Source organism: Moorella sp. E306M (genome assembly GCF_006538385.1).
Lineage (GTDB): Bacteria > Bacillota > DSM-521 > Neomoorellales > Neomoorellaceae > Neomoorella.
This window is the reverse complement of sequence record NZ_BJKO01000001.1, coordinates 2,434,453-2,455,720: the sequence shown is the minus strand read 5'-3', so window position 1 is coordinate 2,455,720 and position 21,268 is coordinate 2,434,453. Positions and strand designations below refer to the sequence as shown.

18 protein-coding genes and 1 riboswitch are annotated in these 21,268 nt (G+C 55.1%); of the genes, 4 read left to right on the top strand and 14 right to left on the bottom strand.

Translation table 11 applies throughout. The features are described from left to right. From trpS to FLZ89_RS12625, 6 genes are all read right to left on the bottom strand, one after another. On the bottom strand, positions 1 to 978 hold the full coding sequence (trpS, locus tag FLZ89_RS12650) for a tryptophan--tRNA ligase (RefSeq protein WP_141264827.1): 978 nt from the start codon (positions 976 to 978) through the stop codon (positions 1 to 3). 20 nt (positions 979 to 998) lie between these two features. After that, complete coding sequence (locus FLZ89_RS12645; RefSeq protein ID WP_141264828.1) at positions 999 to 1,628, bottom strand: site-2 protease family protein; 630 nt, start codon at positions 1,626 to 1,628, stop codon at positions 999 to 1,001. A gap of 16 nt (positions 1,629 to 1,644) precedes the next feature. Next, positions 1,645 to 2,709: a CCA tRNA nucleotidyltransferase gene (locus FLZ89_RS12640; protein ID WP_172613610.1), complete on the bottom strand. Its 1,065-nt coding sequence runs from the start codon at positions 2,707 to 2,709 to the stop codon at positions 1,645 to 1,647. A 15-nt stretch (positions 2,710 to 2,724) separates the two neighbouring features. Continuing rightward, entirely contained in the window at positions 2,725 to 4,047 is a 1,323-nt protein-coding gene (lysA, locus tag FLZ89_RS12635; protein ID WP_172613609.1) for a diaminopimelate decarboxylase, read from the bottom strand. A gap of 103 nt (positions 4,048 to 4,150) precedes the next feature. Further along, positions 4,151 to 5,341 carry a glycosyltransferase family 4 protein gene (locus tag FLZ89_RS12630; RefSeq protein ID WP_141264829.1) on the bottom strand — a complete coding sequence of 397 codons (1,191 nt, stop codon included), beginning with the start codon at positions 5,339 to 5,341 and terminating at the stop codon, positions 4,151 to 4,153. Between the two features lie 85 nt (positions 5,342 to 5,426). Then, on the bottom strand, positions 5,427 to 7,589 hold the full coding sequence (locus FLZ89_RS12625; protein WP_141305088.1) for an amylo-alpha-1,6-glucosidase: 2,163 nt from the start codon (positions 7,587 to 7,589) through the stop codon (positions 5,427 to 5,429). Between the two features lie 126 nt (positions 7,590 to 7,715). Further along, positions 7,716 to 7,862, top strand: a riboswitch (cyclic di-AMP (ydaO/yuaA leader). A gap of 109 nt (positions 7,863 to 7,971) precedes the next feature. On the opposite strand from FLZ89_RS12625, the gene FLZ89_RS12620 reads away from it, so the two are divergent. The 3 genes from FLZ89_RS12620 (at position 7,972) to galU (ending at position 11,139) form a co-directional block, all read left to right on the top strand. Beyond that, positions 7,972 to 9,429 (top strand): alpha,alpha-trehalose-phosphate synthase (UDP-forming), encoded by a 1,458-nt coding sequence (locus FLZ89_RS12620; RefSeq protein ID WP_141305087.1) that lies wholly within the window; start codon positions 7,972 to 7,974, stop codon positions 9,427 to 9,429. Continuing rightward, positions 9,404 to 10,159, top strand: coding sequence for a trehalose-phosphatase (otsB, locus tag FLZ89_RS12615; RefSeq protein WP_141305086.1), 756 nt, complete (start codon positions 9,404 to 9,406; stop codon positions 10,157 to 10,159). Before FLZ89_RS12620 ends, otsB begins: the two co-directional genes overlap by 26 nt. 71 nt (positions 10,160 to 10,230) lie before the next feature. Next, complete coding sequence (gene galU / locus FLZ89_RS12610; RefSeq protein WP_172613608.1) at positions 10,231 to 11,139, top strand: UTP--glucose-1-phosphate uridylyltransferase GalU; 909 nt, start codon at positions 10,231 to 10,233, stop codon at positions 11,137 to 11,139. 41 nt (positions 11,140 to 11,180) lie between these two features. Here galU and FLZ89_RS12605 read toward each other — a convergent pair whose 3' ends face one another. The 7 genes from FLZ89_RS12605 to spoVAC all read right to left on the bottom strand — a co-directional run bounded on the left by FLZ89_RS12605 (position 11,181) and on the right by spoVAC (position 17,825). After that, positions 11,181 to 12,140, bottom strand: coding sequence for an acyl-CoA dehydratase activase (locus FLZ89_RS12605; RefSeq protein ID WP_141264834.1), 960 nt, complete (start codon positions 12,138 to 12,140; stop codon positions 11,181 to 11,183). Between the two features lie 55 nt (positions 12,141 to 12,195). After that, a complete protein-coding gene (locus FLZ89_RS12600) occupies positions 12,196 to 13,284 on the bottom strand; it encodes an acyl-CoA dehydratase activase-related protein (protein WP_141305085.1) in 1,089 nt (362 codons plus the stop codon). Then, positions 13,281 to 14,285, bottom strand: coding sequence for an acyl-CoA dehydratase activase-related protein (locus FLZ89_RS12595; protein WP_172613607.1), 1,005 nt, complete (start codon positions 14,283 to 14,285; stop codon positions 13,281 to 13,283). Before FLZ89_RS12595 ends, FLZ89_RS12600 begins: the two co-directional genes overlap by 4 nt. Next, the gene (locus FLZ89_RS12590) at positions 14,275 to 15,834 is read right to left on the bottom strand and encodes a spore germination protein (RefSeq protein WP_141305084.1); all 1,560 of its coding nucleotides are present in this window, start codon (positions 15,832 to 15,834) and stop codon (positions 14,275 to 14,277) included. Before FLZ89_RS12590 ends, FLZ89_RS12595 begins: the two co-directional genes overlap by 11 nt. Before the next feature lie 21 nt (positions 15,835 to 15,855). Further along, complete coding sequence (gene spoVAE, locus FLZ89_RS12585; protein WP_062282404.1) at positions 15,856 to 16,200, bottom strand: stage V sporulation protein AE; 345 nt, start codon at positions 16,198 to 16,200, stop codon at positions 15,856 to 15,858. A gap of 83 nt (positions 16,201 to 16,283) precedes the next feature. Then, on the bottom strand, positions 16,284 to 17,300 hold the full coding sequence (gene spoVAD, locus FLZ89_RS12580) for a stage V sporulation protein AD (protein ID WP_141264838.1): 1,017 nt from the start codon (positions 17,298 to 17,300) through the stop codon (positions 16,284 to 16,286). 12 nt (positions 17,301 to 17,312) lie between these two features. Continuing rightward, on the bottom strand, positions 17,313 to 17,825 hold the full coding sequence (spoVAC, locus tag FLZ89_RS12575; protein ID WP_141264839.1) for a stage V sporulation protein AC: 513 nt from the start codon (positions 17,823 to 17,825) through the stop codon (positions 17,313 to 17,315). Between the two features lie 162 nt (positions 17,826 to 17,987). On the opposite strand from spoVAC, the gene FLZ89_RS12570 reads away from it, so the two are divergent. Further along, on the top strand, positions 17,988 to 19,784 hold the full coding sequence (locus tag FLZ89_RS12570) for a glycoside hydrolase family 15 protein (RefSeq protein ID WP_172613606.1): 1,797 nt from the start codon (positions 17,988 to 17,990) through the stop codon (positions 19,782 to 19,784). Positions 19,785 to 19,856: 72 nt separating this feature from the next. Here the strand turns inward: FLZ89_RS12570 and FLZ89_RS12565 are convergent, their stop codons facing one another. After that, entirely contained in the window at positions 19,857 to 21,230 is a 1,374-nt protein-coding gene (locus tag FLZ89_RS12565) for a PFL family protein (RefSeq protein WP_141264841.1), read from the bottom strand. Positions 21,231 to 21,268 lie beyond the last annotated feature (38 nt).

Sequence of the window (21,268 nt, the reverse complement as noted above, 5' to 3'; positions counted from 1 at the left end):
TTACACTCCCATGGCCTCCCGGACCATGGCCATAGTCCGGCCCGCCGTGGCCCTGGCTTTTGCGGCTCCGGCTGCCAGGATCTCATCAACCAGCTCCGGCCGCGCCGCCCAACGGGCCCGGCGCTCCCGGACTGGTTCCAGGAAGGCGTTTATTTTTTCCGCCAGGCGTTTTTTGCAGGGGACACAGCCAATGCGGCCGCCCCGGCAGCTGACCCGCGTCTCTTCAATTTCTTCACCATTATAAATCTCGTGGTAGCGGTGGACCAGGCATACTTCCGGGTGCCCGGGATCGGTTTTGTGAATCCGGGCCGGGTCGGTGACCATAAGCCGGACCCTTTCCCACACCTCTTCCGGTGCAGCCGACATGGGAATGTCATTGTGATAGCTTTTACTCATCTTGCGGCCGTCAATGCCGGGTAACATGGCGACTTTAGCTAACAGGGCCTGGGGCTCGGGGAAAAGGGAAGTTTTATACAGGTAGTTAAACCGGCGCGCCACTTCCCGGCAGAACTCCAGATGGGGCAACTGGTCTTCGCCCACCGGGACGCCGTCGGCCAGGTAGATAAGGATATCAGCGGCCATCAGGAGGGGATAGCCCAAAAAACCATAGGTTGACACGTCCTTACCCTCTTTACCCAGCTGCTGGATCTGATCCTTGTAGGTGGGGACGCGTTCCAGCCAGGACAAGGGGGTGAACATGGAAAAGAGCAGATGGAGCTCGGCATGTTCCTTGACATGGGACTGGACGAAGATGGTGCTGCGCTCGGGGTCTAATCCGGCGCCCAACCAGTCAAGGAGCATGGCGCGGATATTCTCCTGCAGCTCTGCGGTATTGTCATAACCTGTAGTCAGGGCGTGCCAGTCGGAAATAAAGTAAAAGCATTCGTTTTCTTCCTGCAGGCGCACCCAATTTTCCAGCACGCTCAGGTGGCCGATATGCAGCCGCCCTGTGGGTCGCATGCCGCTCAAAATACGCATTCTATGAAACACTCCTCTACTTATATAAATGCCAGGCCGCTGGCCGTAATAATCAAATCGAGTACCAGGGTAACCAGAGGACCCATGATGCGGCCGATAATTCCAGTAGCAATAAGGAGCAGTAAAAGCAAGGTACCGTAGCTTTCTAACTGGTAAACTGCCGCCGCTCCTTCCGGGGGTAAGATGCCGGCCAGGACGCGGGAACCGTCCAGGGGCGGTACGGGGATAAGGTTAAAAACAGCCAGGACCACGTTATAACCAACCAAGAGGTTTAAAAAAGTAGCCAGCCAGTAGCCGCCTACATCAAACCTGAGAAAGACCTGCAGGACAACTGCCGCCAGGTAGGCCAGCACCAGGTTCATGGCGGGCCCGGCCAGGCCCACCAGCATCATCCCTTTACGCCGGTCCATCTGGAAGTAATAGGGGTTGATTTGCACCGGTTTAGCCCAGCCAAAACCGGCCACAATAAGGAGCAGGGTTCCCAGGATGTCCAGGTGGGCCAGGGGGTTTAAGGTTAACCGTCCCTGGTTCCTGGCCGTCGGGTCGCCCAGGATGTAGGCCATCTTGCCGTGGGCATACTCATGAAAGGTCAGGGCAATTAAAATGGCCGGGATGCCTAAGATCAGCTGGGGTAAACTTTGCAGGTGCATGACCGTCTCCTTTCCATCAGGGTGATACCCGCGCTGGTAGCCGGCTCCACCCAGCCATGGCCAGGATAAAAATCAGTGCTTCCGGGGCCATGCGGGGGCCTGCCGCCATGTATTCGGGCAGGAAACCTCGCGCCAGGCAGGGAGCCAGTTCCGGCAGCAAATCCCTGGCGGCATAAATCTTACTGCGCTTTTTGCGGCCAAAATTCAAACTATCCAGGACCTCATCCAGTTCTGTTGCCCTTAATTTTGCCGTGGCGATTAAAAAATAAACCAGGCTGGCATCTATGGGGCGCTGGCCCCGCCATTTCCACTGGCAGAGGAGTTTTTCCGCCCGCCGGCCGGCGGCCACATCGGGCAATCCGCCTCCAGGTAAACCCCGCCAGCCCAGGTCGATTAAACTTTCCCAGGCCGCTATTGGCCGCCGTTCTTTGAGTAAAAGGATAAATTCCTGCCAGAAACGCTCCGGTTCTATAAGGTTCAGGTAACCTCCTGCCAGGGCCTCCCTTGCTAAAGAGCAGGTCTCTTCTTCCAGGTTAAATTTCAAACGGGTGGCGAAACGCACCCCCCTTAAAAGGCGGGTGGGGTCATCACGAAAGCTGTCCCGGTGCAGCACCTTTAAGATTTGCCGGGCCAGGTCTTCCCGCCCGCCGAAAGGATCCAGGATTTCCCCCAAGTCGCGGGCCATTAAAGGAAGAGCCATGGCATTGACGCTAAAATCCCGCCGGGCCAGGTCGGCCTCAAGGGTCGCCGCCTCCACTTCGGGCAGGGCTCCAGGCCGGGGATAATATTCCCGGCGGGCGGTGACTACGTCCACCCGCTCGCCGCTCCAGTAGACAGTAGCCGTCAGAAAACGCTCGTGAAAAACTGCGCGCCCGCCTAACTGCCGGGCCAGTTCCCGGGCAAAGAGAAGGCCGTCGCCCTCCACTGCCAGGTCTAGGTCGACCTCGGGCCGGCTCAGGAGCAGGTCCCGGACCGTCCCGCCTACCAGGTAAACCCGCTGGCCTTTAACAGAGGCTATTTTTCTGGCCTGGAACAGGATGCGCAGCTGGTTGCGGCGGAAAAATTTCTGGTAGGAGATCATCGTTTGCCACGGAATTTATCTTGTACAAATCAGCCGTGCCGGAACGACGTCATTGCGAAGCAGATCGTTGTAATCTTCCCGCTTTAAAATCAGGTCAGCGTTTCCTTCGCGGACCAAGACGGCGGCTGGCCGGCCCAGGCGGTTGTAATTGCTGGCCATGGTGTAGCCATAAGCACCGGTACAGGAAATGACCAGGATATCGCCGGCTTCCACCCGGGGAAGCTTTGCTTCCCAGATAAGCATATCGCCGGACTCGCAGCATTTACCGGTAATGGCTACCGTCTCTGTGGCCGGGAGATTGGCTTTATTGGCCAGAATAGCTTCATACTTAGCGCCATAAAGGGCGGGCCGAATGTTATCGGCCATGCCGCCATCAACGGCCACATACTTGCGCACCCCGGGAATTTCTTTAATGGTGCCCACGGTATAGGCAGTGCTGCCCGCCGGCCCGATAATGGCGCGGCCCGGCTCAACAATTACCAGGGGTTGAGGCAGGTTTAAGGCCCGGGCTTCCTCCCTGACCCTGGTAAGGATTGTTTCGGCATAGGCGTTAATCGGCTGGGGATGGTCCTCAGCAGTATAATATATGCCAAAACCGCCTCCCAGATCAAGTTCAGAGGTAATCAAACCCGTCGTTTCTTTAATAGCGGCGGCCAGTTCCATCATAACGGCAGCCGCCTGGTTGTAGGGTTCCAGCTCAAAAATCTGGGAACCTATATGGCAGTGTAAACCTTTGAACTCAATGCCAGGTAAATCTTTGACCCGCCTGGCGGCTTCCAGGGCTTGGCCATTGGGCAGGGTAAAGCCGAACTTGGAATCGATCTGGCCGGTACGAATATAATTATGAGTATGGGCTTCAATCCCCGGTGTCACCCTTAAAATTACCCGCGCTACCTGGCCCCGTTCCGTGCTCAAGCGGCTTAAGAGCTCCAGTTCGGCAAAATTATCGACTACAAACCTCCCTATCCCGGCCTCCAGGGCCTGGCAGATTTCGGCATAGCTTTTATTGTTGCCATGGAAATAAATGTTTTCTACGGGAAATCCGGCCGCGAGGGCCGTGTAAAGTTCGCCCCCGGAAACCACATCCAATCCCAGGCCTTCACTGGCGATAATCCGGCACATAGCGGCAGTCAAAAAAGCTTTGCCGGCGTAGATAACCCTGGACAGGCCTTCCTTCACGCCAAAGGCCCGGTAAAACTCCCGGCAGTTGTTACGGATACAGTCTTCATCAAAAATGTAAAGGGGGGTGCCGAACTCCCGGACGAGCTCGACAACATCGCAGCCTCCGATGGTAAGTTTACCTCTAGAATTTACCTGCATGGTACCCTGTAGGTGCATTAAAACCGGTTACTCCTTTCACCCAGTATATTCTCATTTTAACCGAGGCTGCCTGCCATGTCTAGAAAAATTAAGGGAACCTCTAACGGTTCCCATTTTTGACCTAACTGGCCCGGGGCAGGGCCAGCAACTGGCTGTATACCGCCAAGGTGTTGCGGGCCATTACGGCCGTAGTAAAGTCTTCTTCAGCCAGGCGACGACCGTTCTGGCCCATGGCCGTGCCTACCTCCGGATTGCGAAGCAGGAAGGTTGTGTAGCGGGCTAGTTCCTGGTAGTTACCCATGGAGACTAAAAAGCCGTTATAACCGGGACGGATTATCTCCGGCATACCTCCGGCCCGGCTGACAATTATGGGCCTGGCCGTAGCCATGGCTTCCAGCATTACCAGTCCGAAGGGCTCCTGGAAAGACGACGGGTACAGGCAAACCTCGGCCGCTTTATACACTGCCGGTATTTCCTGCCAGGGGAAGAAGCGGATAAAGACATTTTTTTCGAGGCCCAGGCTGGTAATGAGTTCCTGAATCCAGGCTACTTCCCCCGGTTGTTTCTGGCCCCAGTCGACGGTATTGGTAGTACCGGCCAGAATCAGTAAAACGTTGGGAATTTCCCGGCGGACAAGGTCAAGGGCGCGAATACTCACATCACAGCCTTTGGCACGGCTCATGCGCGCCGGATGGAAAATAAGGCGCCGGCCCCGCCATTCCGGATAAGTAGCATAGATAGACTGGAGTTCCGCCGGGGTAGGCGGCCGAAAAGTAGCCGTATCGGTGCCGTGGTAAACTACCGTCAGCCGCTCGGGGGGATAACCATTTACCATGAGTTCCTGGCGTATGTAATGGCTGACGGCTATAATCTGGTCCCACCCTTGAGCTAGAGTATTCATCTTTGCCCACAGCTCGTCTTCCCAGACATTATGAGCCGTAAGGATAAGAGGCCAGCCGTGCCGGCGGCAGATTTCCTGCAGGCTGGCAGCATGGACGAAACTAAAGTAATGGAAGTTATGGGCGTGAACGATATCGGGCCTGCATTCCAGTAAAAAGCTTTCCAGTAGATGCTTTATTTCTCCGGCTCTGGCTTCAATGGTTTCCGGGGTTAAAGAGTTCAGATCAAGTAAAGTTGAACGCTTAATGGTTACTCCCCGCCAGCTCTCTCTCTCCGGCGCTCCGGGGGCTGTGGCCGTCAGGAGGCTTACCTGGTGCCCCTGCTGGACCAGGTAAGGGCATAGGAGGGCAAGGTGAGATTCCACTCCCCCGATAATCGGCGGAAATGCCCAGTGTAACATGGCAATGCGCATATTACATCAGCCTCCCTTTATTGATAAAAATATACAATTTAATTTTATATAGAGCTTAAAGGAAAGTCAAGAAAGGACAAATCCATCAGGCTTCGATGATTACTTTAATTGCCCCCTCTTTCTTTAAAACATGGGCAAAGATCCGTCCATCCTTTTCTTCAAAGGCCAGGTCCAGGCGGCTACCGGCGACAGCTAGATTTCTGATTACCACCCTACTGGTACCGGGTATTAATAAGGGCCGGGAAATATAAAGGGTATTCTCCCGCACCTCGATGCCCAGTAAATTCTGTAAGAAGGTAAACAGGCTGCCCACCGCCCAAGCCTGGGGGTCACAGGCAACGGGGTAACGCACCGGGCCGCTCAACCCCCGGCGGGTAAAACCACAAAACAGTTCCGGCCAGCGCCGGTAATTAAAGAAAGAGCTGGCGGCGAAAAGGCCGCCGGCCAGCCGCGATAACTCTTCAAGGCATTGATAGCGGCGCAGGCCGGCAGCGATAATGGCATTATCGTGAGGCCAGACGGAACCGTTATGGTAGCTCATGGGGTTGTATGCTTTTTCATTTTTACTCATGGTACGAATACCCCAGCCGGAATAAAAGTCCCCCGCCAGCAGGCGCCGGGCCACTTTCCGGGCCCGCTCTGGTTCCAGGATGCCGGTGAAAAGGGCGTGGCCGCCGTTGGAGACCAGGGTGGTAAGAGGTCTTTTTTTGCCATCCAGGGCAAAAATTAAGTATCCTTCTTCTTCCAGCCAGAAATCCCGGTTGAAACGCATTTTTAACCTGCTCGCCTGCGCCTTCAGCTCAGTCGCCGTTCTCTTGTCCCCCAGGACTGAAAATAAGTGGGCTGCTTCAAGGAGGGCCAGGTAGTAATAGGCCTGGACTTCTACCAGGGCCACAGGTCCTTCGGGGATGCGCCCTTCACGGTCGACTACGGCATCCCAGGAATCTTTCCACCCCTGGTTGGTCAGGCCTGCCGACGATTCCCGCTGGTATTCCAGGTAACCGTCACCATCTAAGTCGCCATAACGCACGCACCAGTGCAGGCAGCGCCTTAAAGGGGTGACCATTTCCTGTAACAGATCCTGATCTAAAGTCCACCTGTAGGCGGCAGCAAGGAGGATAATAAACCACAGGGTGGCATCTATGGAACCATAATATGGACTGTGGGGTACTTCCTGGCAGCGGGTCATCTCGCCCCGCCGCAACTCATGGAGTATTTTTCCCGGCCTTTCTTCCCGCCATTTGTCCACCTGCTTCCCCTGGTAACGGGCCAGGAACCGCAGGGTATGGCGGGCTAGATCCGGGTTTAAGATAAGGGTCTGCCAGGAAGTGATGAGGGAATCCCGGCCAAAAGGAGCGGTATACCACGGTATCCCGGCGGCAATAATTTTCCCCTCCCCGGGATAATCAATTTCCAGGGCCTTCAGGTCGGTGATGGCCGTGCGGAACATATCATTAATAAAATTGTTATCCGTCCAGATCTGGGTGCATTCCTTTTGCCACTGGTGGTAAGAACCGGCCAGCTCTATGGTGGCTGCGGCAAAAAGGTCGCTGATATGCGTGGCCGGGAACATGTTTTGCCCGTCGGGTTCAATCCTTAAGTACAGGTAAAGCTTTTTTTGGGGGGGCAGGGTAAGGTCATAGGTAACTTCCGCCCGGCCCGGCCGGCCTACAATACTGGTCGGTGCCGGTTCGAAGGTAATATGCGTAGTCTGGATCACGTTGTCCAGGCCCAGGTAAGCGAGGATTAACCCCTGGTGGTGAACTTCTGTTTTTAAAAATTCTCCCCGGCGCTGGCGCCGGCTGCCGCGAACTTCAAAAACATCCCGGAAATCAGCACCGATGGTAAAATGAAGGTTTAAATTTACGGGGAAAGGATTAAAATTGATTAAGCGTAAACGCTGGTAGAGGGCCCCTTTAATCAGCCGCAAAAGGCGGAGGTGGATGGACTGGGCTGGTACTACTTTACCATCACTCAGAGCAAAAACGGGATTGGTTAATTCAATCTGGGTAAAATGGCTGTCGCGCACAGAGGAGGAAAGGAAAACAGGCCGCCACCCGCCAGCGGTGAGTTCCAGGCAGTTTAGATAACGGGTATCATTATAATACAGGCCCAGGCTGCTGTTGTCCTGGTCAATAATGGAACCATCCGGCAGGGAAATAAGGAAAATATTCCCTTCTTTTAGGACTTCTGTCCGGGGTTCCAATACACATGGACTATTGCGTAAATCCAGGGACGTTTCCAGCATATATCACCCTCCTGTGTGTTTTTAGAAAGATTGAGCGGTTTTTGGAATTTATTTCCAATATATAAAACGTAATATTTGCATTTCGTTACCAGTATGATATAATAAATATGATATAATTAATTTGTATATCCTGGAACGCTGAATTGCGGTGCAACAGCCGTAAGCGGGGGACCCATTTTTCCGGGGTGAATCTTGCCGGTTAATTCCGGTGAGTAGGGCTAACCTTCAGCCCGAATCCGTCAGCTAACTTCGTAAGCGTGGAAGGGGATATATCGATACTTACATACCCCGGTCCCTCGGGGTTTAATTTTATTTTTAATTTTATTTTAAAGGAGTGAAGTAGGTCTCGACAATAGGCACAGGCTAAAAGGAGGTATGCTAAGTGGCTAAAAAACAGGCTGCTAAAATTATTATGGTTTCCAACCGGGGTGCCTACAATTTGCAAGCCACTGACAGCGGTATCCAACCTGTACCGGCCATCAGCGGCCTCGTCTCGGCGGTAGAACCATTCTTAAAGGAAAAGGGTGGTGTCTGGGTTGCCTGGGGCGGGCGCGATGCGCCACAGGACAATACTCCCGGGGTACGTTTACCGGTTCCCCAGGACGATCCGGCCTATACCTTCCGGGAGGTTCCCCTGACTGCCGAGGAAATAAAGCTTTATTACCACGGTTTTACCAACAGTGCCCTGTGGCCCCTGTGCCATTATTTTTTAGAAAAGTGTTGTTATAACTCCCTGGAATGGGAAACATATGTTAAAGTCAACGCTAAATTTGCCGATGCTGCACTTATGGAAGCCAGGGAAGGCGATACCGTCTGGGTCAACGACTATCACCTGGCCCTGGTACCGGCCCAAATCCGCCACCGCAAGCCGCAATTAAAGCAGTTCTTTTTCTGGCATATCCCCTTTCCCCACCACGATCTCCTGGCCACCCTTCCCTGGGCGCCCCAATTCTTGCGCGGTCTCCTGGGCACCGATGTCCTGGGCTTTCATTTGCAATCTTATGTCGATAATTTCCTGAATGCCGTCGCCACCCTGCTGGATGCCCGGGTGGATTTTGAGCACAATGTTGTCTACTGGCAACAGCGGCGCATCCATGTCGGTGCCTGGCCCATGGGTGTCGATTACCAGGCCTTCCAGCGCCAGGCATTAGATCCGGCTACCCGGGCCCGGGCTAGAGCCTTGCGCAGCCAGTTTGGTGTTGAACACCTGGCCCTGAGTGTAGAAAGGCTGGATTATACCAAGGGTATCCTGGAAAGGCTGCTGGCCTGGGAACGCCTGCTGGAAAAAGTACCCGAATGGCGCGGCCGGGCGGCCCTGGTCCAGATTGCCGTACCCAGCAGGACGGCCGTACCGGCCTACCGCCAGCTAAAGGAAGAAGTAGAAGCTGCCGTGGGCCGGATCAACGGCCGCTTCAGCGAAGGTAGTTATCGCCCCGTCCACTACTTCTGGCGGGGCCTGCCCCGACAAGAATTGGTAGCCTATTACCTGGCAGCCGATGTCATGATGGTTACGCCTTTGCGTGATGGCCTGAACCTGGTGGCTAAAGAATATGTAGCTTCCCGATATGACGGCAGCGGGGTCCTGGTCTTAAGCCGCTTTGCCGGTGCCGCCCAGGAATTGAAGGGTGCCGTCCTCGTCAACCCATACGATATTGATGGCATGGCCATGATTTTAAATACAGCCCTGAACATGGGCCGGGCCGAGCAGGAAAAAAGAATGCGCCTGATGCAGGAAAAGGTACGCCGCCATGATATCCGCTGGTGGTTGACCTGTTTCCACCAGGCCATGATGGCCCGGGAAGGGGAAACACCCAGTGTCTCCGGCTCAGCTAGCAGCTAAAGTCCGTGATTACCCCGAAGTGCTCCTTATGTGTGACTATGACGGCACCCTTGTACCCCTGGCGCCCCGGCCAGAGCTGGCCCGTCCCAATATTCATCTCCTGACCTTGCTGCGGCAGCTGGTATCCAGGCCAGGCTTCCACCTGGCCATAATTAGTGGCCGGGGTCTAAAGGACCTGCAGGAGTTGCTGCCAGTGGCAGGGCTTTATCTTGCTGGCCTGCACGGGGCAGAGGTAGCTACACCGGAAAGGCAGGTAATCAATCTCCTGCCTTCCGGGCAAGAAGATATCCCCTGGAAAGATATTTTTAGGCTGGCCCGCCAGATAATAGCAGATATTCCTGGAGTTTTTGTAGAAAATAAAGGTGAAGCTATAGCCCTACATTACCGCCTGGCTGACCCAAAGCTAGCTGCGATAGCCTTAAAACAGTTTCGCCGGGCCATGCAGCCCTTTTTAAATAACAATGTCGAACTGCTTTCCGGTCATAAAGTGCTTGAAGTTCGTCGCCGGGGCATAAACAAGGGCTTGGCGGTAGCCTACTTCACCAGGCAATGGCCCCGGTCATTACCCGTCTATTTAGGCGATGACCGGACCGATGAAGATGCCTTCGCTGCTTTGCCCGCCGGCGGCCTGGCCATCCGCGTAGGTAACGGGGTTGCCAGCAAAGCCCGCTATTTTTTACCATCCCCGGCAGAAGTTGTTCAGTTCCTGGAGCTTCTGATCTCTTTATAATAAAAGGCCAAGTCTATCCCGGACCCGAGAACAATAAAAATTTTAAAATCCTGAGAACGAGGTGATATTTGTTGTCAACGGTACAGAAAGCCATCATTCCAGCTGCCGGATGGGGCACCCGCTTCCTGCCGGCCACCAAGGCCCAGCCCAAAGAAATGCTACCAATTGTTGACAAGCCAGCCATCCAATTCATAGTCGAAGAAGCCGTTAATGCTGGAATAGAGGACATCCTCATTATTACCGGGAAAAACAAACGGGCCATTGAGGATCATTTTGACCGTTCCCTGGAACTGGAGAACCTCCTGCGGGAAAAGGACAAAGAAGACCTGCTGGCCCTAGTGGAAAAGGTGGCTGAACTGGCCGATATCCACTATATAAGGCAGAAGGAACAGCTGGGGTTGGGACATGCCGTTTACTGTGCCCGTAAATTTATCGGCCAGGAGCCCTTTGCCGTCCTGCTGGGGGACGACATCATCGTGAACCACCCCTCATGCCTGGAACAGATGCTGGAAGTTTACAATGAAGTTAAGTCTGCAGTAATTGCTGTCCAGGAAGTACCACGGGACGAAGTCAACCGTTACGGCGTCATCGAACCCCTGGAAATCAACGGCCGTCTCATCGAGGTTAAAGACCTGGTAGAAAAGCCGCGGCCGGAAGAAGCCCCTTCTAACCTGGCCGTAATCGGCCGTTATATCCTGGTGCCGGAAATCTTCCCCCTCCTGGCCGGGGTAAAACCTGGGGCCGGTGGTGAAATCCAGCTAACCGATGCCCTTCGCCTGCTGGCGCAGCAACAACGGGTTTATGCCTACCGTTTCCAGGGTAAGCGTTACGATATCGGTGATAAATTGGGCTTTCTCCAGGCTACCGTAGAATTCGCCCTGGCCCGCCCGGACCTGGCCGGGCCCTTCCGGGAATACCTGACGAGTATAATCTCTTGGTCCCCGGGTAATCTGGAGGTTGCTGCCGGCAAAGAAAAGTGAGCACCATACGCCCCCTGGCGGTTCTACCAGGGGGCGTAGTTTTATACCGCTACGGCGTTACTCCATTTACCGCAGCGGTCGCCCCAACGGGCCAGGACCTGCCGTCCTTCTCGCAGTTCCACCACTTCACAGTGATTAGCGCAACCCTGGCACTCAAAACCACCGGTACGGAATTCCCGCTCGGTAAGATCAAAGCCCCTAAAGGTGCTTGCTTTAGGCTGCATTTCCCTGGCCAGCAGGGCGGCCCCAAAGGCTCCCATGACACCGTAGTGTTCGGGGACGATTACCTCCGTCCCCAGGGCACGGTTAAAAGCCTGGCGCATGCCAGCATTGGCCGCCACCCCACCCTGGAAAACAACAGGCGGCAGGATTTCTTTCCCTTTGCCGACGTTATTTAAGTAGTTACGTACCAGAGCCTCACATAAACCAGCGAGGATGTCCTCAAGGGGATGACCCTGCTGTTGTTTGTGAATCATATCGGATTCGGCAAAGACGGCGCAGCGCCCGGCAATACGCACCGGACTTTTGGCCTCCAGGGCGCGGCGACCGAAGTCTTCAATGGGGATCCCTAAGCGGGCCGCCTGCTGGTCCAGGAAGGAGCCGGTACCGGCCGCGCAGACGGTATTCATGGCAAAGTCCGTTACTATGCCTTGGCGGAGGATGATAATCTTAGAATCCTGGCCGCCAATCTCCAGAACTGTCTGCACCCCGGGAACGGAGAAGCTGGCGGCCACGGCATGGGCGGTAATTTCATTTTTGATCACATCAGCCCCTACCATAACAGCTGCCAGGGAACGGCCGCTGCCGGTAGTACCGACACCTGCGACGCATGTACCTCTGCCTAAAGTAGCTGCAACCTGGTGTAAGCCTTCCTGGATGGCCTGGATTGGCTGGCCGCGGGTACGCAGGTAGACGGTGGTAAGTACCTGCCCTTGTTCATCCAGGGCTACAACGTTGGTGCTCACCGAGCCAACATCTATACCAAGGTAAATCGTTAGCATTCTTTATCAACTCCTCCAAAATTAACTCTATCGCAGGCTGGCATTGTCTCCCTCGCTACCTGTGCCCTTGTGGAGCGCCCTTCTGCCAGCGGAGCATATCTACGAAGGCTTCCAGGCGAGTCTGCAGGCCGGCTTCGCCCGTCTGTTCATCCAGGTAAATAGTCATCACGGGTATGCCATTAGCCTCCTGGACAGACGGCATCACGGAGTGGGCGACTATTTCCGGCATGCAGGTAAGGGGTGCCAGCTGAATGATGCCGTTGCAACCCTGCCGGGCAAAGGTAACTGTATCCCCTACCGACTCCCAGCCATGACCACCGACAAAGTGGTTGAGAAAGGGCGGGGCTGTTTTTTCCGGGTTGTGGCCGGGCAGGGGCAAGAGACCTTTAAACAGGTTATCATTAATCCAGCGGCTGAGGAAAAGCCCCCGGACCACTTCTACCCCCAGAGCCCCCAGGCGCCTTTCGATATTCAGGTTAACCAGGGGTTCGAGGACGGTATAGATTTCGCCAACAATACCCACCCGCAGCACCGGGCCGTTGGTATGCCGGGGTATTTTCGCCATTTCGCTTTTTACTTTTTTAACGATCCTTTTAATCTCCCCGCTGCTGCCGGCCGCGTCTAGCTCCCGCAAAGCGCGCTGGAAGACGGCATCGGCCTGACCGGGCTTTGCTTCCCTGGGCCGCAGTCGTTGCAATTCCTGTTCCAGGGAATCGACAGCGCAGGCCTTTTGCCAGGCCAGGATTACCCCACGTACCCCTTCCTGCCAGGGCCTGCGGTTCAAGTATTTAACTTTATCCCAGACTTCAGAAAAATGAACATCCGGTGGTTCAAAGATCACCATCTCATAGTCGCAGCCGATGTCCCGGAGGATCTCCCGCTGCACCTGGGCGTAATACCCGATGCGGCAGGGCCCCACCCCGCCGGCCATGACGATGGTATCGGCACCCAGTTCTTTTGCCTCCAGGAAATTACCTAGGTTGACCTTTAAGGGCAGGCAGGCCGATTCCGGCGCATGACGCACGCCCAGTTCCATGGTGCGGCGGGTGCAGGGCGGTGGGACCACCACCTCCAGGCCGATGCCTTCCAGGGCTGCCTTCAAGACCAGCCAAAGGTGGCCCATATGGGGAAAAGTTACCTTCATGCGGTTCGCCTCCGGCAGAGCATATCCATGAAAGCCTCCAGCCTTGTATTGAGGCCGGCCTCACCGGTATGCTCGTCTAAGGTCAACAACAAAAAGGGCTTGCCCCGGCGGCGAGCATAGCGTTCGGCCAGGTCGCCCACCAGGGAATCGGGACCGCAGCCAAATGCCGTCAGGTGAATCAGGCCGGCAACGTTTTCCTGTTCCATCAGGTACAGGGCCGCCCCCATGATTTTCCGCCCCAGGGTCCAGTAGAGGCGTTTCGGTAGTTGCCGGCAGGCTGTTTCTACCTGGAGAGTGGTTAAATTTTCGGGTAAAATCACCTTTCCTCCTAACTTTTTCACCTTTCCGGGGATATCCATGCCAAGGTATTGGTCATAGAGAAGGTAACCGTGGCCAATAACCCCTATCTGCAAAGCGTCGCGGCTCTCTTTGCCCTGGCTGGAACCAGAACGGTAAACTCCTGAAGCCGGCTCTTCCTCTCTGCAGTCAGCTGCAGCCATACTATCTCCCTGCTGCCCGGCCAGCCAGGCGTGGTAACGGGCCTCCGCTGCCGCTGTTGCCAGATCGACGCGATATCCCTTCACCCCCAGTGACCTGGCCATTCCCTGCACAGCCGCAGCCAGGCCTTCCTCAGGCCGGCGGGCAAGATTGACCGTAGTATCGATAATGGGCGGGCAGGGCTTTAAGGCCGCCCGCAGCATGTCAGGCAGGCCCATGAGTTTGGGGCAGATAAAGCTCTTTTTTTCCACGCTGACCAGCCGGGGTACAAAAAGGGCATCTACCCGAGAGGCCAGCCAGGCAGCGTGACCGTAATAGACCTTTACCGGCAGGCAGGCTTCGGCTACTGCCAGGCTTACCCCCAGGTCCATAATTTCCCTGCAAGTTGGTGGCGAAACTATCACTTCGGCTCCCAGGGCCTCAAAAAAGGTTTCCCACCAGGGGCCGTAGTAATAATAAAAGAGGGCGCGCGGCACCCCCAAACGCCACTTTTTATTTTTCACGGTTATCATCCTCGTCTTTCATAAATTGCGACCAGATGCGTTTTTCCCGCTCTAAGGGCTTGCGGGCCGGTTCCGGGTAGGGTTGCCGGTCTATGTCAAGGGGGTGGAGAGCACGAGGACGTAATTTTTGTAAGGGAACCGGTGGCCGCACAAAAATATCTTTTAATGCACTGCCGTTAAAGGGTATCAGGGGCCAGAGATAGGGCAGGCCGAATGATTTGGTAGTAAGCAGCAATAAAAAGGCCCCAAGGGTCACGGCCACAAAACCGGGCAGGCGGAACAGCCCTACGCCGGCTAACAAGGCAATCCGTACCAGGGTATTGGCCATACCCAGTTCGTAGCTTGGCGTCGAAAAGATACCGACGGCGGCAATGGCCATATAAAGAATTACTTCCGGGTTAAAAAAACCTACCGCCACGGCAATATCGCCTATCAACACAGCGGCTATTAATCCTAAAGCCGTGGCCAGGGCTGTAGGGGTATGAATGGCCGCCATGCGCATAAGGTCAATGCCCAGTTCGGCAAGGATAAATTGCCATACCAGGGGGATAGCCCCTAATTTTTTAGGCCCGATCCATGACAGGCCAGGAGGTAGCAGTTCCGGCTTTAAGACAACGAGAAGCCACAGTGGTGGTAAAAATACGGATATAGCAACGCCTAAGAAGCGCACCGTGCGTAAAAAAGTACCAATCAGAGGGGCCTGGCGAAATTCTTCGGCGTGCTGGAGATGGTGGAAAAGGGTTGCCGGGAGGATCATGACGCTGGGAGAAGTATCCACCATCACCAGGACGTGCCCCTCCAGGAGATGGGCGGCGGCTACATCCGGCCGTTCGGTATAGCGTACCCGCGGGAAGGGATTCCAGAAACTTCCCGGGCCAATAAACTCCTCCAGGGATTTTTCCGCCATGGGCAATCCATCCATTTTAATTGCTTTAATTCTTTCTTTAATGGTATCCACCAGGCGCGGGTTGGCGATATCCTTGATATAAACTATGGCCACGTCAGTTTTTGAACGGCTGCCCACTTGCAGGATTTCGGTTCGCAGTTTGGGGTCACGGATGCGGCGGCGCAAAAGGTTGGTATTAAATAAAAGGGTTTCAACAAAATTGTCGCGGGAACCGCGGACTACCCGTTCCAGGTCTGATTCCTCTGGATTGCGGGCGGGATACTTCCGCACATCTATCAAGATAACCTTATCAAAGCCGTCAACAATCATTACAACGCCGCCGCAGAGAATTTTATCGACAGCTTTATGCAGGTCATCCAGGGCTTCGACTTCAATGTAGCTTAGATACTGCTTATAAAGCTTTAAAAAAGCATCGGGGGCCAGGTCCTCCCGCTCCAGGCGGGAGAAAGAGATGAGGAGATAGGTCATAATATCATCTTTGACCAGACCGTCAATGTAAAACAGTGTCGCCTTGCGGCCGGCAAAGGTAATATTGCGCCTGACGACGTCAAAGCTTTCGCCGACACCCAACTCCTTGCTAATCCAGTCGACGTTGACATCAGCTTTTTTATCAACTTTGACAATATCCCCTGAGATGGTCATTTGTTTTTGTTTTCACCCCTTCTAGCCCCGGGGATTAAATAAAACGGCCATCGTAAAACCAAAAATTACTGCTGCCGCAATACCTGCAGCCCCGGCGGTGATACCACCGCTGAAGGCGCCCAGGAGCCCTTTAGCCTGGACGGCTTCGAGGGTACCCTGGGCCAGGTTATGGCCAAAACCGCTGATGGGGATAGTAGCTCCCGCCCCACCTATTTTCACCAGGGGGCCATAGAGGCCCAGGGCGCTTAAAATAGCCCCACCCGTAACAAAACCTACCAGGATATGGGCCGGTGTTACCTTGTATGGCGTCAGATCCATAATGAGCTGCCCCACCAGGCAGATGAGGCCGCCAATAAGAAAGGCCATCACGATACTCAACTAGTTATACCTCCTGTAGGCTTTAGCATAATCTTGCCCAAATCCCTCCGGCTTTTTTACTCATTTTCTGCCTATAATTTTTCTATCACCACGCCGTGGCCGATGCCGGGGATGGATTCCCCCTGCTGGGTTGCCGTTGTGCTCAACAGAGCCCCGGTACCGACCCCCAGGATGCGCTTATAGCGGCCTTCATTTAGTTTACCCATTAAATGGCCGGCAAAAACCACCGCCGAGCAGGCACAGCCGCTGCCGCCGGCATGGGTATCCTGGCGTTCGTGATCATAAATTAGGATGCCGCAGTCGCTGTAGTTCTTGGAGACATCGTACTTTTGCTCGCCCAGGAGTTTTGTAGCAATATCATGCCCGACCCGGCCCAGGTCACCGGTAATAATCAGGTCATAATCAACAGGGCCACGGCCGGTATCCTGGAAGTGGCGGACAATGGTATCGACGGCCGCCGGAGCCATGGCTGAACCCATATCATTGGGGTCCTTGATCCCCACATCCAGTACCCGGCCGATGGTGGCATGGGTGACGCGGGGCCCGTTGCCCGCCGGCGCCATTAAAACGGCTCCGGCCCCGGTTACCGTCCACTGGGCCGTCGGCGGTCGCTGCACGCCCTGCTCGGTAGGAAAGCGGTACTGGCGTTCCGCCGTATCATAGTGGCTGCTGCAGGCCGCCACTACGTGGTGGGCAAAACCGCCGTCAATGAGCATGGCTGCCAGGGCCATCCCCTCATACATTGTGGAGCAGGCCCCGTACAGGCCCAGGAAGGGTATCCCCAGGCTCCGGGCGGCATAGTTGGCGGAAATGGTCTGGTTTAACAGATCTCCGGCCAGGAGGAAATCGATATCCTGGGGTTTAAGCTGAGCCTTGGCGATTACCATTTTGACGGCTTCTTCCAGCATTTTGCGCTCGGCCTTTTCCCACGTTTCCTCACCAAAGTAGCTGTCGTCAATAACCATGTCAAAGGTGTTGCCCAGGGGTCCCTCCCCTTCCTTGGGACCAACAACTGTTGCCGTAGCAACAATGACCGGCGGGTTGGCAAACTGGATGGTATGTTGCCCTACTCTTTTGGGTGCGCTCAAGGGTCGTCACTCCTACTTCAGGAAATAAGCAATAAGGCCTATTAAGACGGAAACTATAAAACCGTATACAAGTACCGGCCCGGCAATGTTAAACATCCTCGCCGCCACGCCAAAGACGAAACCCTCCCGTTTATACTCCATGGCCGGTGCCACGATGGAGTTGGCAAACCCGGTAATGGGGATAATAGAACCGGCACCGGCGACTTTGCCAATTTCATCGTATACCCCCAGGCCGGTCAGGAAGGCCCCCAGGAAAACCATAACTATTACTGTTGCCGAAGCAGCATCCCTGGGGTTTAAACCGGCAGAAGCAAAAATAAGGGTAATGATCTGGGCCAGGGCCGAGATGATCCCCCCGACCCAGAAGGCATTGAGGGCGTTAACAAGAACCCTGGGCCTGGGTTTAACGCTGTCGGCCAGGCGCTGGTAGGCCTGCTGGTCGTAGGTCTGTTTTTGCTGCTTTACCTGTTCCGCCAGGGTCAGGGGCTTCTTGGGCGGCCCCGGCTGTTTGGTACTGTCAGCCATTACCCTCACCTCGGATTTTTATCGCTCGGCTATATTATCAACCGCTGGGAGCACTGTTTATACGTAAAAAGTCAACCGCTGGCTAATTATGCCAGTAGTTGACTTTACTCAAATACTTACATAAAATTTTTACTAAGATTGGCGAGGGAGTTGAGACATCTTTTGAAACATCGGCCATATTACGGGTTTATCGGCAATGGTGAAACAGCCGCCCTTATTGCTCCTGACTTTTCCATTGCCTGGCTGTGCGTGCCACGTTTTGACAGTTTTCCCCTTTTCGCTGCCGCCCTGTGCCCGGAAAGTGGCGGTAGCCTGCGCCTAAACATTGAACCCAAAATAACGCCTGTAAGCCAGCGCTACCTACCGGAAAGCAATGTTCTGGAAACTATTGGTAAAGGCCATGGCCTGCAGGTTACTGTTCTGGACTTTATGCCATGGGGCTACCACCATTTGAGTCGCCTAATTATTCTAGAAAATACCGGCACAGTAACTTTAAAGCCCAGGGTAGATTGGGTGGCCCGGCCCATTGTTACCAGTGTCCATACTTTTAAAGTCCGGTTCCAGGGATCTTTTCAATTTATCTCCGGTCCCGAAGGCGCAGCCTGCATTGGCATGGCCGGTTCACCGGGACCTACTTCCACCCTGACTTTAAAACCGGGTGAAAAGCATCGTTTCTGGCTGGTTCTGGCTTACGGCTCCAGTTTAACCCTGGCCCGCCAGCACTGGACGGCGGGCTTCTACAGCTCCCTGGAAGAAAATCTCACCTGGTGGCGCCAGTGGCTGAGGAAAGCCCGGCGGCCCCATACTACTAACCCGGAAGTTATGGAAGCATACTACCGCAGCTTGATGGTTTTAAAACTCCTAACCTACGAGCGTACCGGCGCCATTATTGCGGCGCCGACCACTTCTTTTCCCGCCGTACCCGGCGGCAACGACAACTGGGACTACCGCTACTGCTGGCTGCGGGACGGGTATTTCACCGCCCTGGCCTTTGATGCCGCCGGCTATCATGAGGAAGCACGCAGTTTCTATGAATTCGCCCTTTCTTTACAACAGCCCGACGGAGGCTGGTATATGCCCCTGGTACCTGTGGAAGGAAGGGGTGGTACCGAATACATCGCCGAAGACCTAGCCGGCCCCAATGGAGAAAAACCCATTCGCTTCGGCAACGCTGCCATGCACCAGATCCAGCTGGATAATGCCGGTAACGTCCTGGACGGCCTGTGGAACCACTTCCTGGCCACCCGGGACCGGGAATATATCCGCTCCCGCTGGGATGCCATCCGCCGGGCGGCCATCTGGCTGGAAAATTACTGGGACCAGCCGGAAAACGGCATCTGGGAAATCCGCGAACGCAAAGATCACTGGCTATATGGTAAAATCCTTTGCTATGCTGGTTTAACAGCCGCCTCCCATTTATCTATCGAAATGGGGCGGTTGCAGTGGGCCGGCCGGTGGCACCGGGCGGCAAGTCGCGTCCGCCGCCAGCTCCTTATCCACGGCTGGTCGGCAGAGCGCCAAGCCTACCTGCAGCATTACGGTCCTGACGCTCCCCTGGATATATCCGTGCTGGCCTTGGAATTTTATGGTTTACTGGCAGCCAACCACCCCCGTTTACAGAAGACGGTAGCCGCCATGGAAAAGCTTGCGCCTGTTGCCAGGGGCGAGTCTTCAGGCCGGGGCGGGCTTAATATGTGGGGCGGGATCGCCCGTTTTGAACACGCGGCTATTCCTTTTTACCTGCCCACCCTGTGGCTGGGGCGCTATTACCTCCACGCCGGCAACTACGAGCGGGCGCATGAACTATTACAGGTCTGCCTGGATAATGCTACTGACCTTTACCTGATGGCCGAACACTTCGACCCCCGGACCGGCGAGCAGTGGGGCAATTTTCCCCAGGGTTTCAGCCACCAGGAAATAGTCCGGTTCTTGCTTGACTACGCCTACCGGGAGGAATAACAAAGGGCTCCGGGTATATCCGGAGCCCAACAGCATTTTTTCCTTCTAACTTACCTGGGCGGCCGTCTCCCTCTAATTCCCCAGGGCCTGGACGGGAGCGGGGATACGGCCGCCGCGCCGGATCATGGCCGCTGGGCTGAAGTTGTTGACGCGCATTACCGGCGCACGTCCCAGGAGGCCGCCAAATTCTACCATATCCCCGGGCTTTTTCCCCGGTACAGGTATGACCCGGACGGCCGTGGTTTTATTGTTAATCATGCCGATTGCCGCTTCATCGGCAATGATGGCAGCAATAACTTCCGCCGGCGTATCACCCGGGACGGCGAACATATCCAATCCCACCGAGCAAACGGCGGTCATGGCTTCAAGTTTTTCAAGGCTTAAAGCGCCGCTCTCCACCGCCCGGATCATGCCGTTATCTTCACTCACCGGGATAAAGGCGCCGCTTAAGCCCCCGACGTAGGAAGAAGCCATGGCCCCCCCTTTTTTGACCGCGTCATTGAGTAAAGCCAGGGCGGCCGTGGTGCCGTGGGCGCCACAACGTTCCAGTCCGATGGCTTCCAGAATTTCCGCCACGCTGTCCCCCAGGGCATTGGTAGGAGCCAGGGAAAGGTCGACAATGCCGAAGGGCACTCCCAGGCGGGCCGAAACCTCCCGGCCCACCAGTTCTCCCATGCGGGTCACTTTAAAGGCTGTATTTTTAATAATTGTTGCGAGCTTACCCAGGTCGGCCTCCGGGTGCTGGCGTACTGCCGCCAGGACAACCCCCGGACCGCTGATGCCGACATTCAATACGCACTCTGGCTCACCAGGGCCGTGGAAGGCCCCGGCCATAAAGGGATTGTCTTCGGGGGCGTTGCAAAAAGTTACCAGTTTGGCGCACCCGATCCCACCCCTATCAGCCGTAAGCTGCGCCGTCTCTTTAATCAATTGGCCCAACTCGGCGATGGCGTCCATATTCATCCCGGCCCTGGTGGTGGCCACATTGATGGAGGCGCAAACGCGCTCCGTGGTGGCCAGGGCTTCCGGTAGAGAATTAAAGATGGCCCGGTCACCTTTAGTAAAGCCTTTATGTACCAGGGCAGTAAAGCCGCCGATGAAGTTCACGCCTACCGCTTCTGCCGCCCGGTCCAGGGTCCGAGCCAGAGGGGTGAGGTCGCTTTCTCCCGAAGGTTCACCCACCTGGGCTATGGGGGTTACGGCTATACGCTTATTAACAATGGGGATGCCATAAGCAGTCGCCACTTCTTCGCCAACAGCAACAAGTTTATCTGCCAGGCGGGTTATTTTATCGTATACGCGGCGGCAGGTTTCCTTAAGACTTCCGGTGGCACAATCACGCAGGCTGATACCCAGGGTAATGGTCCTGATATCCAGGTTTTCTACCTGGACCATGCGGATGGTTTCTAAAATTTCTTCCGGGGTAAATGAAAATAGAGTCGGCATTGTTTTCCTCCATCTTTGAATGGGAGAAGGCTTATCAT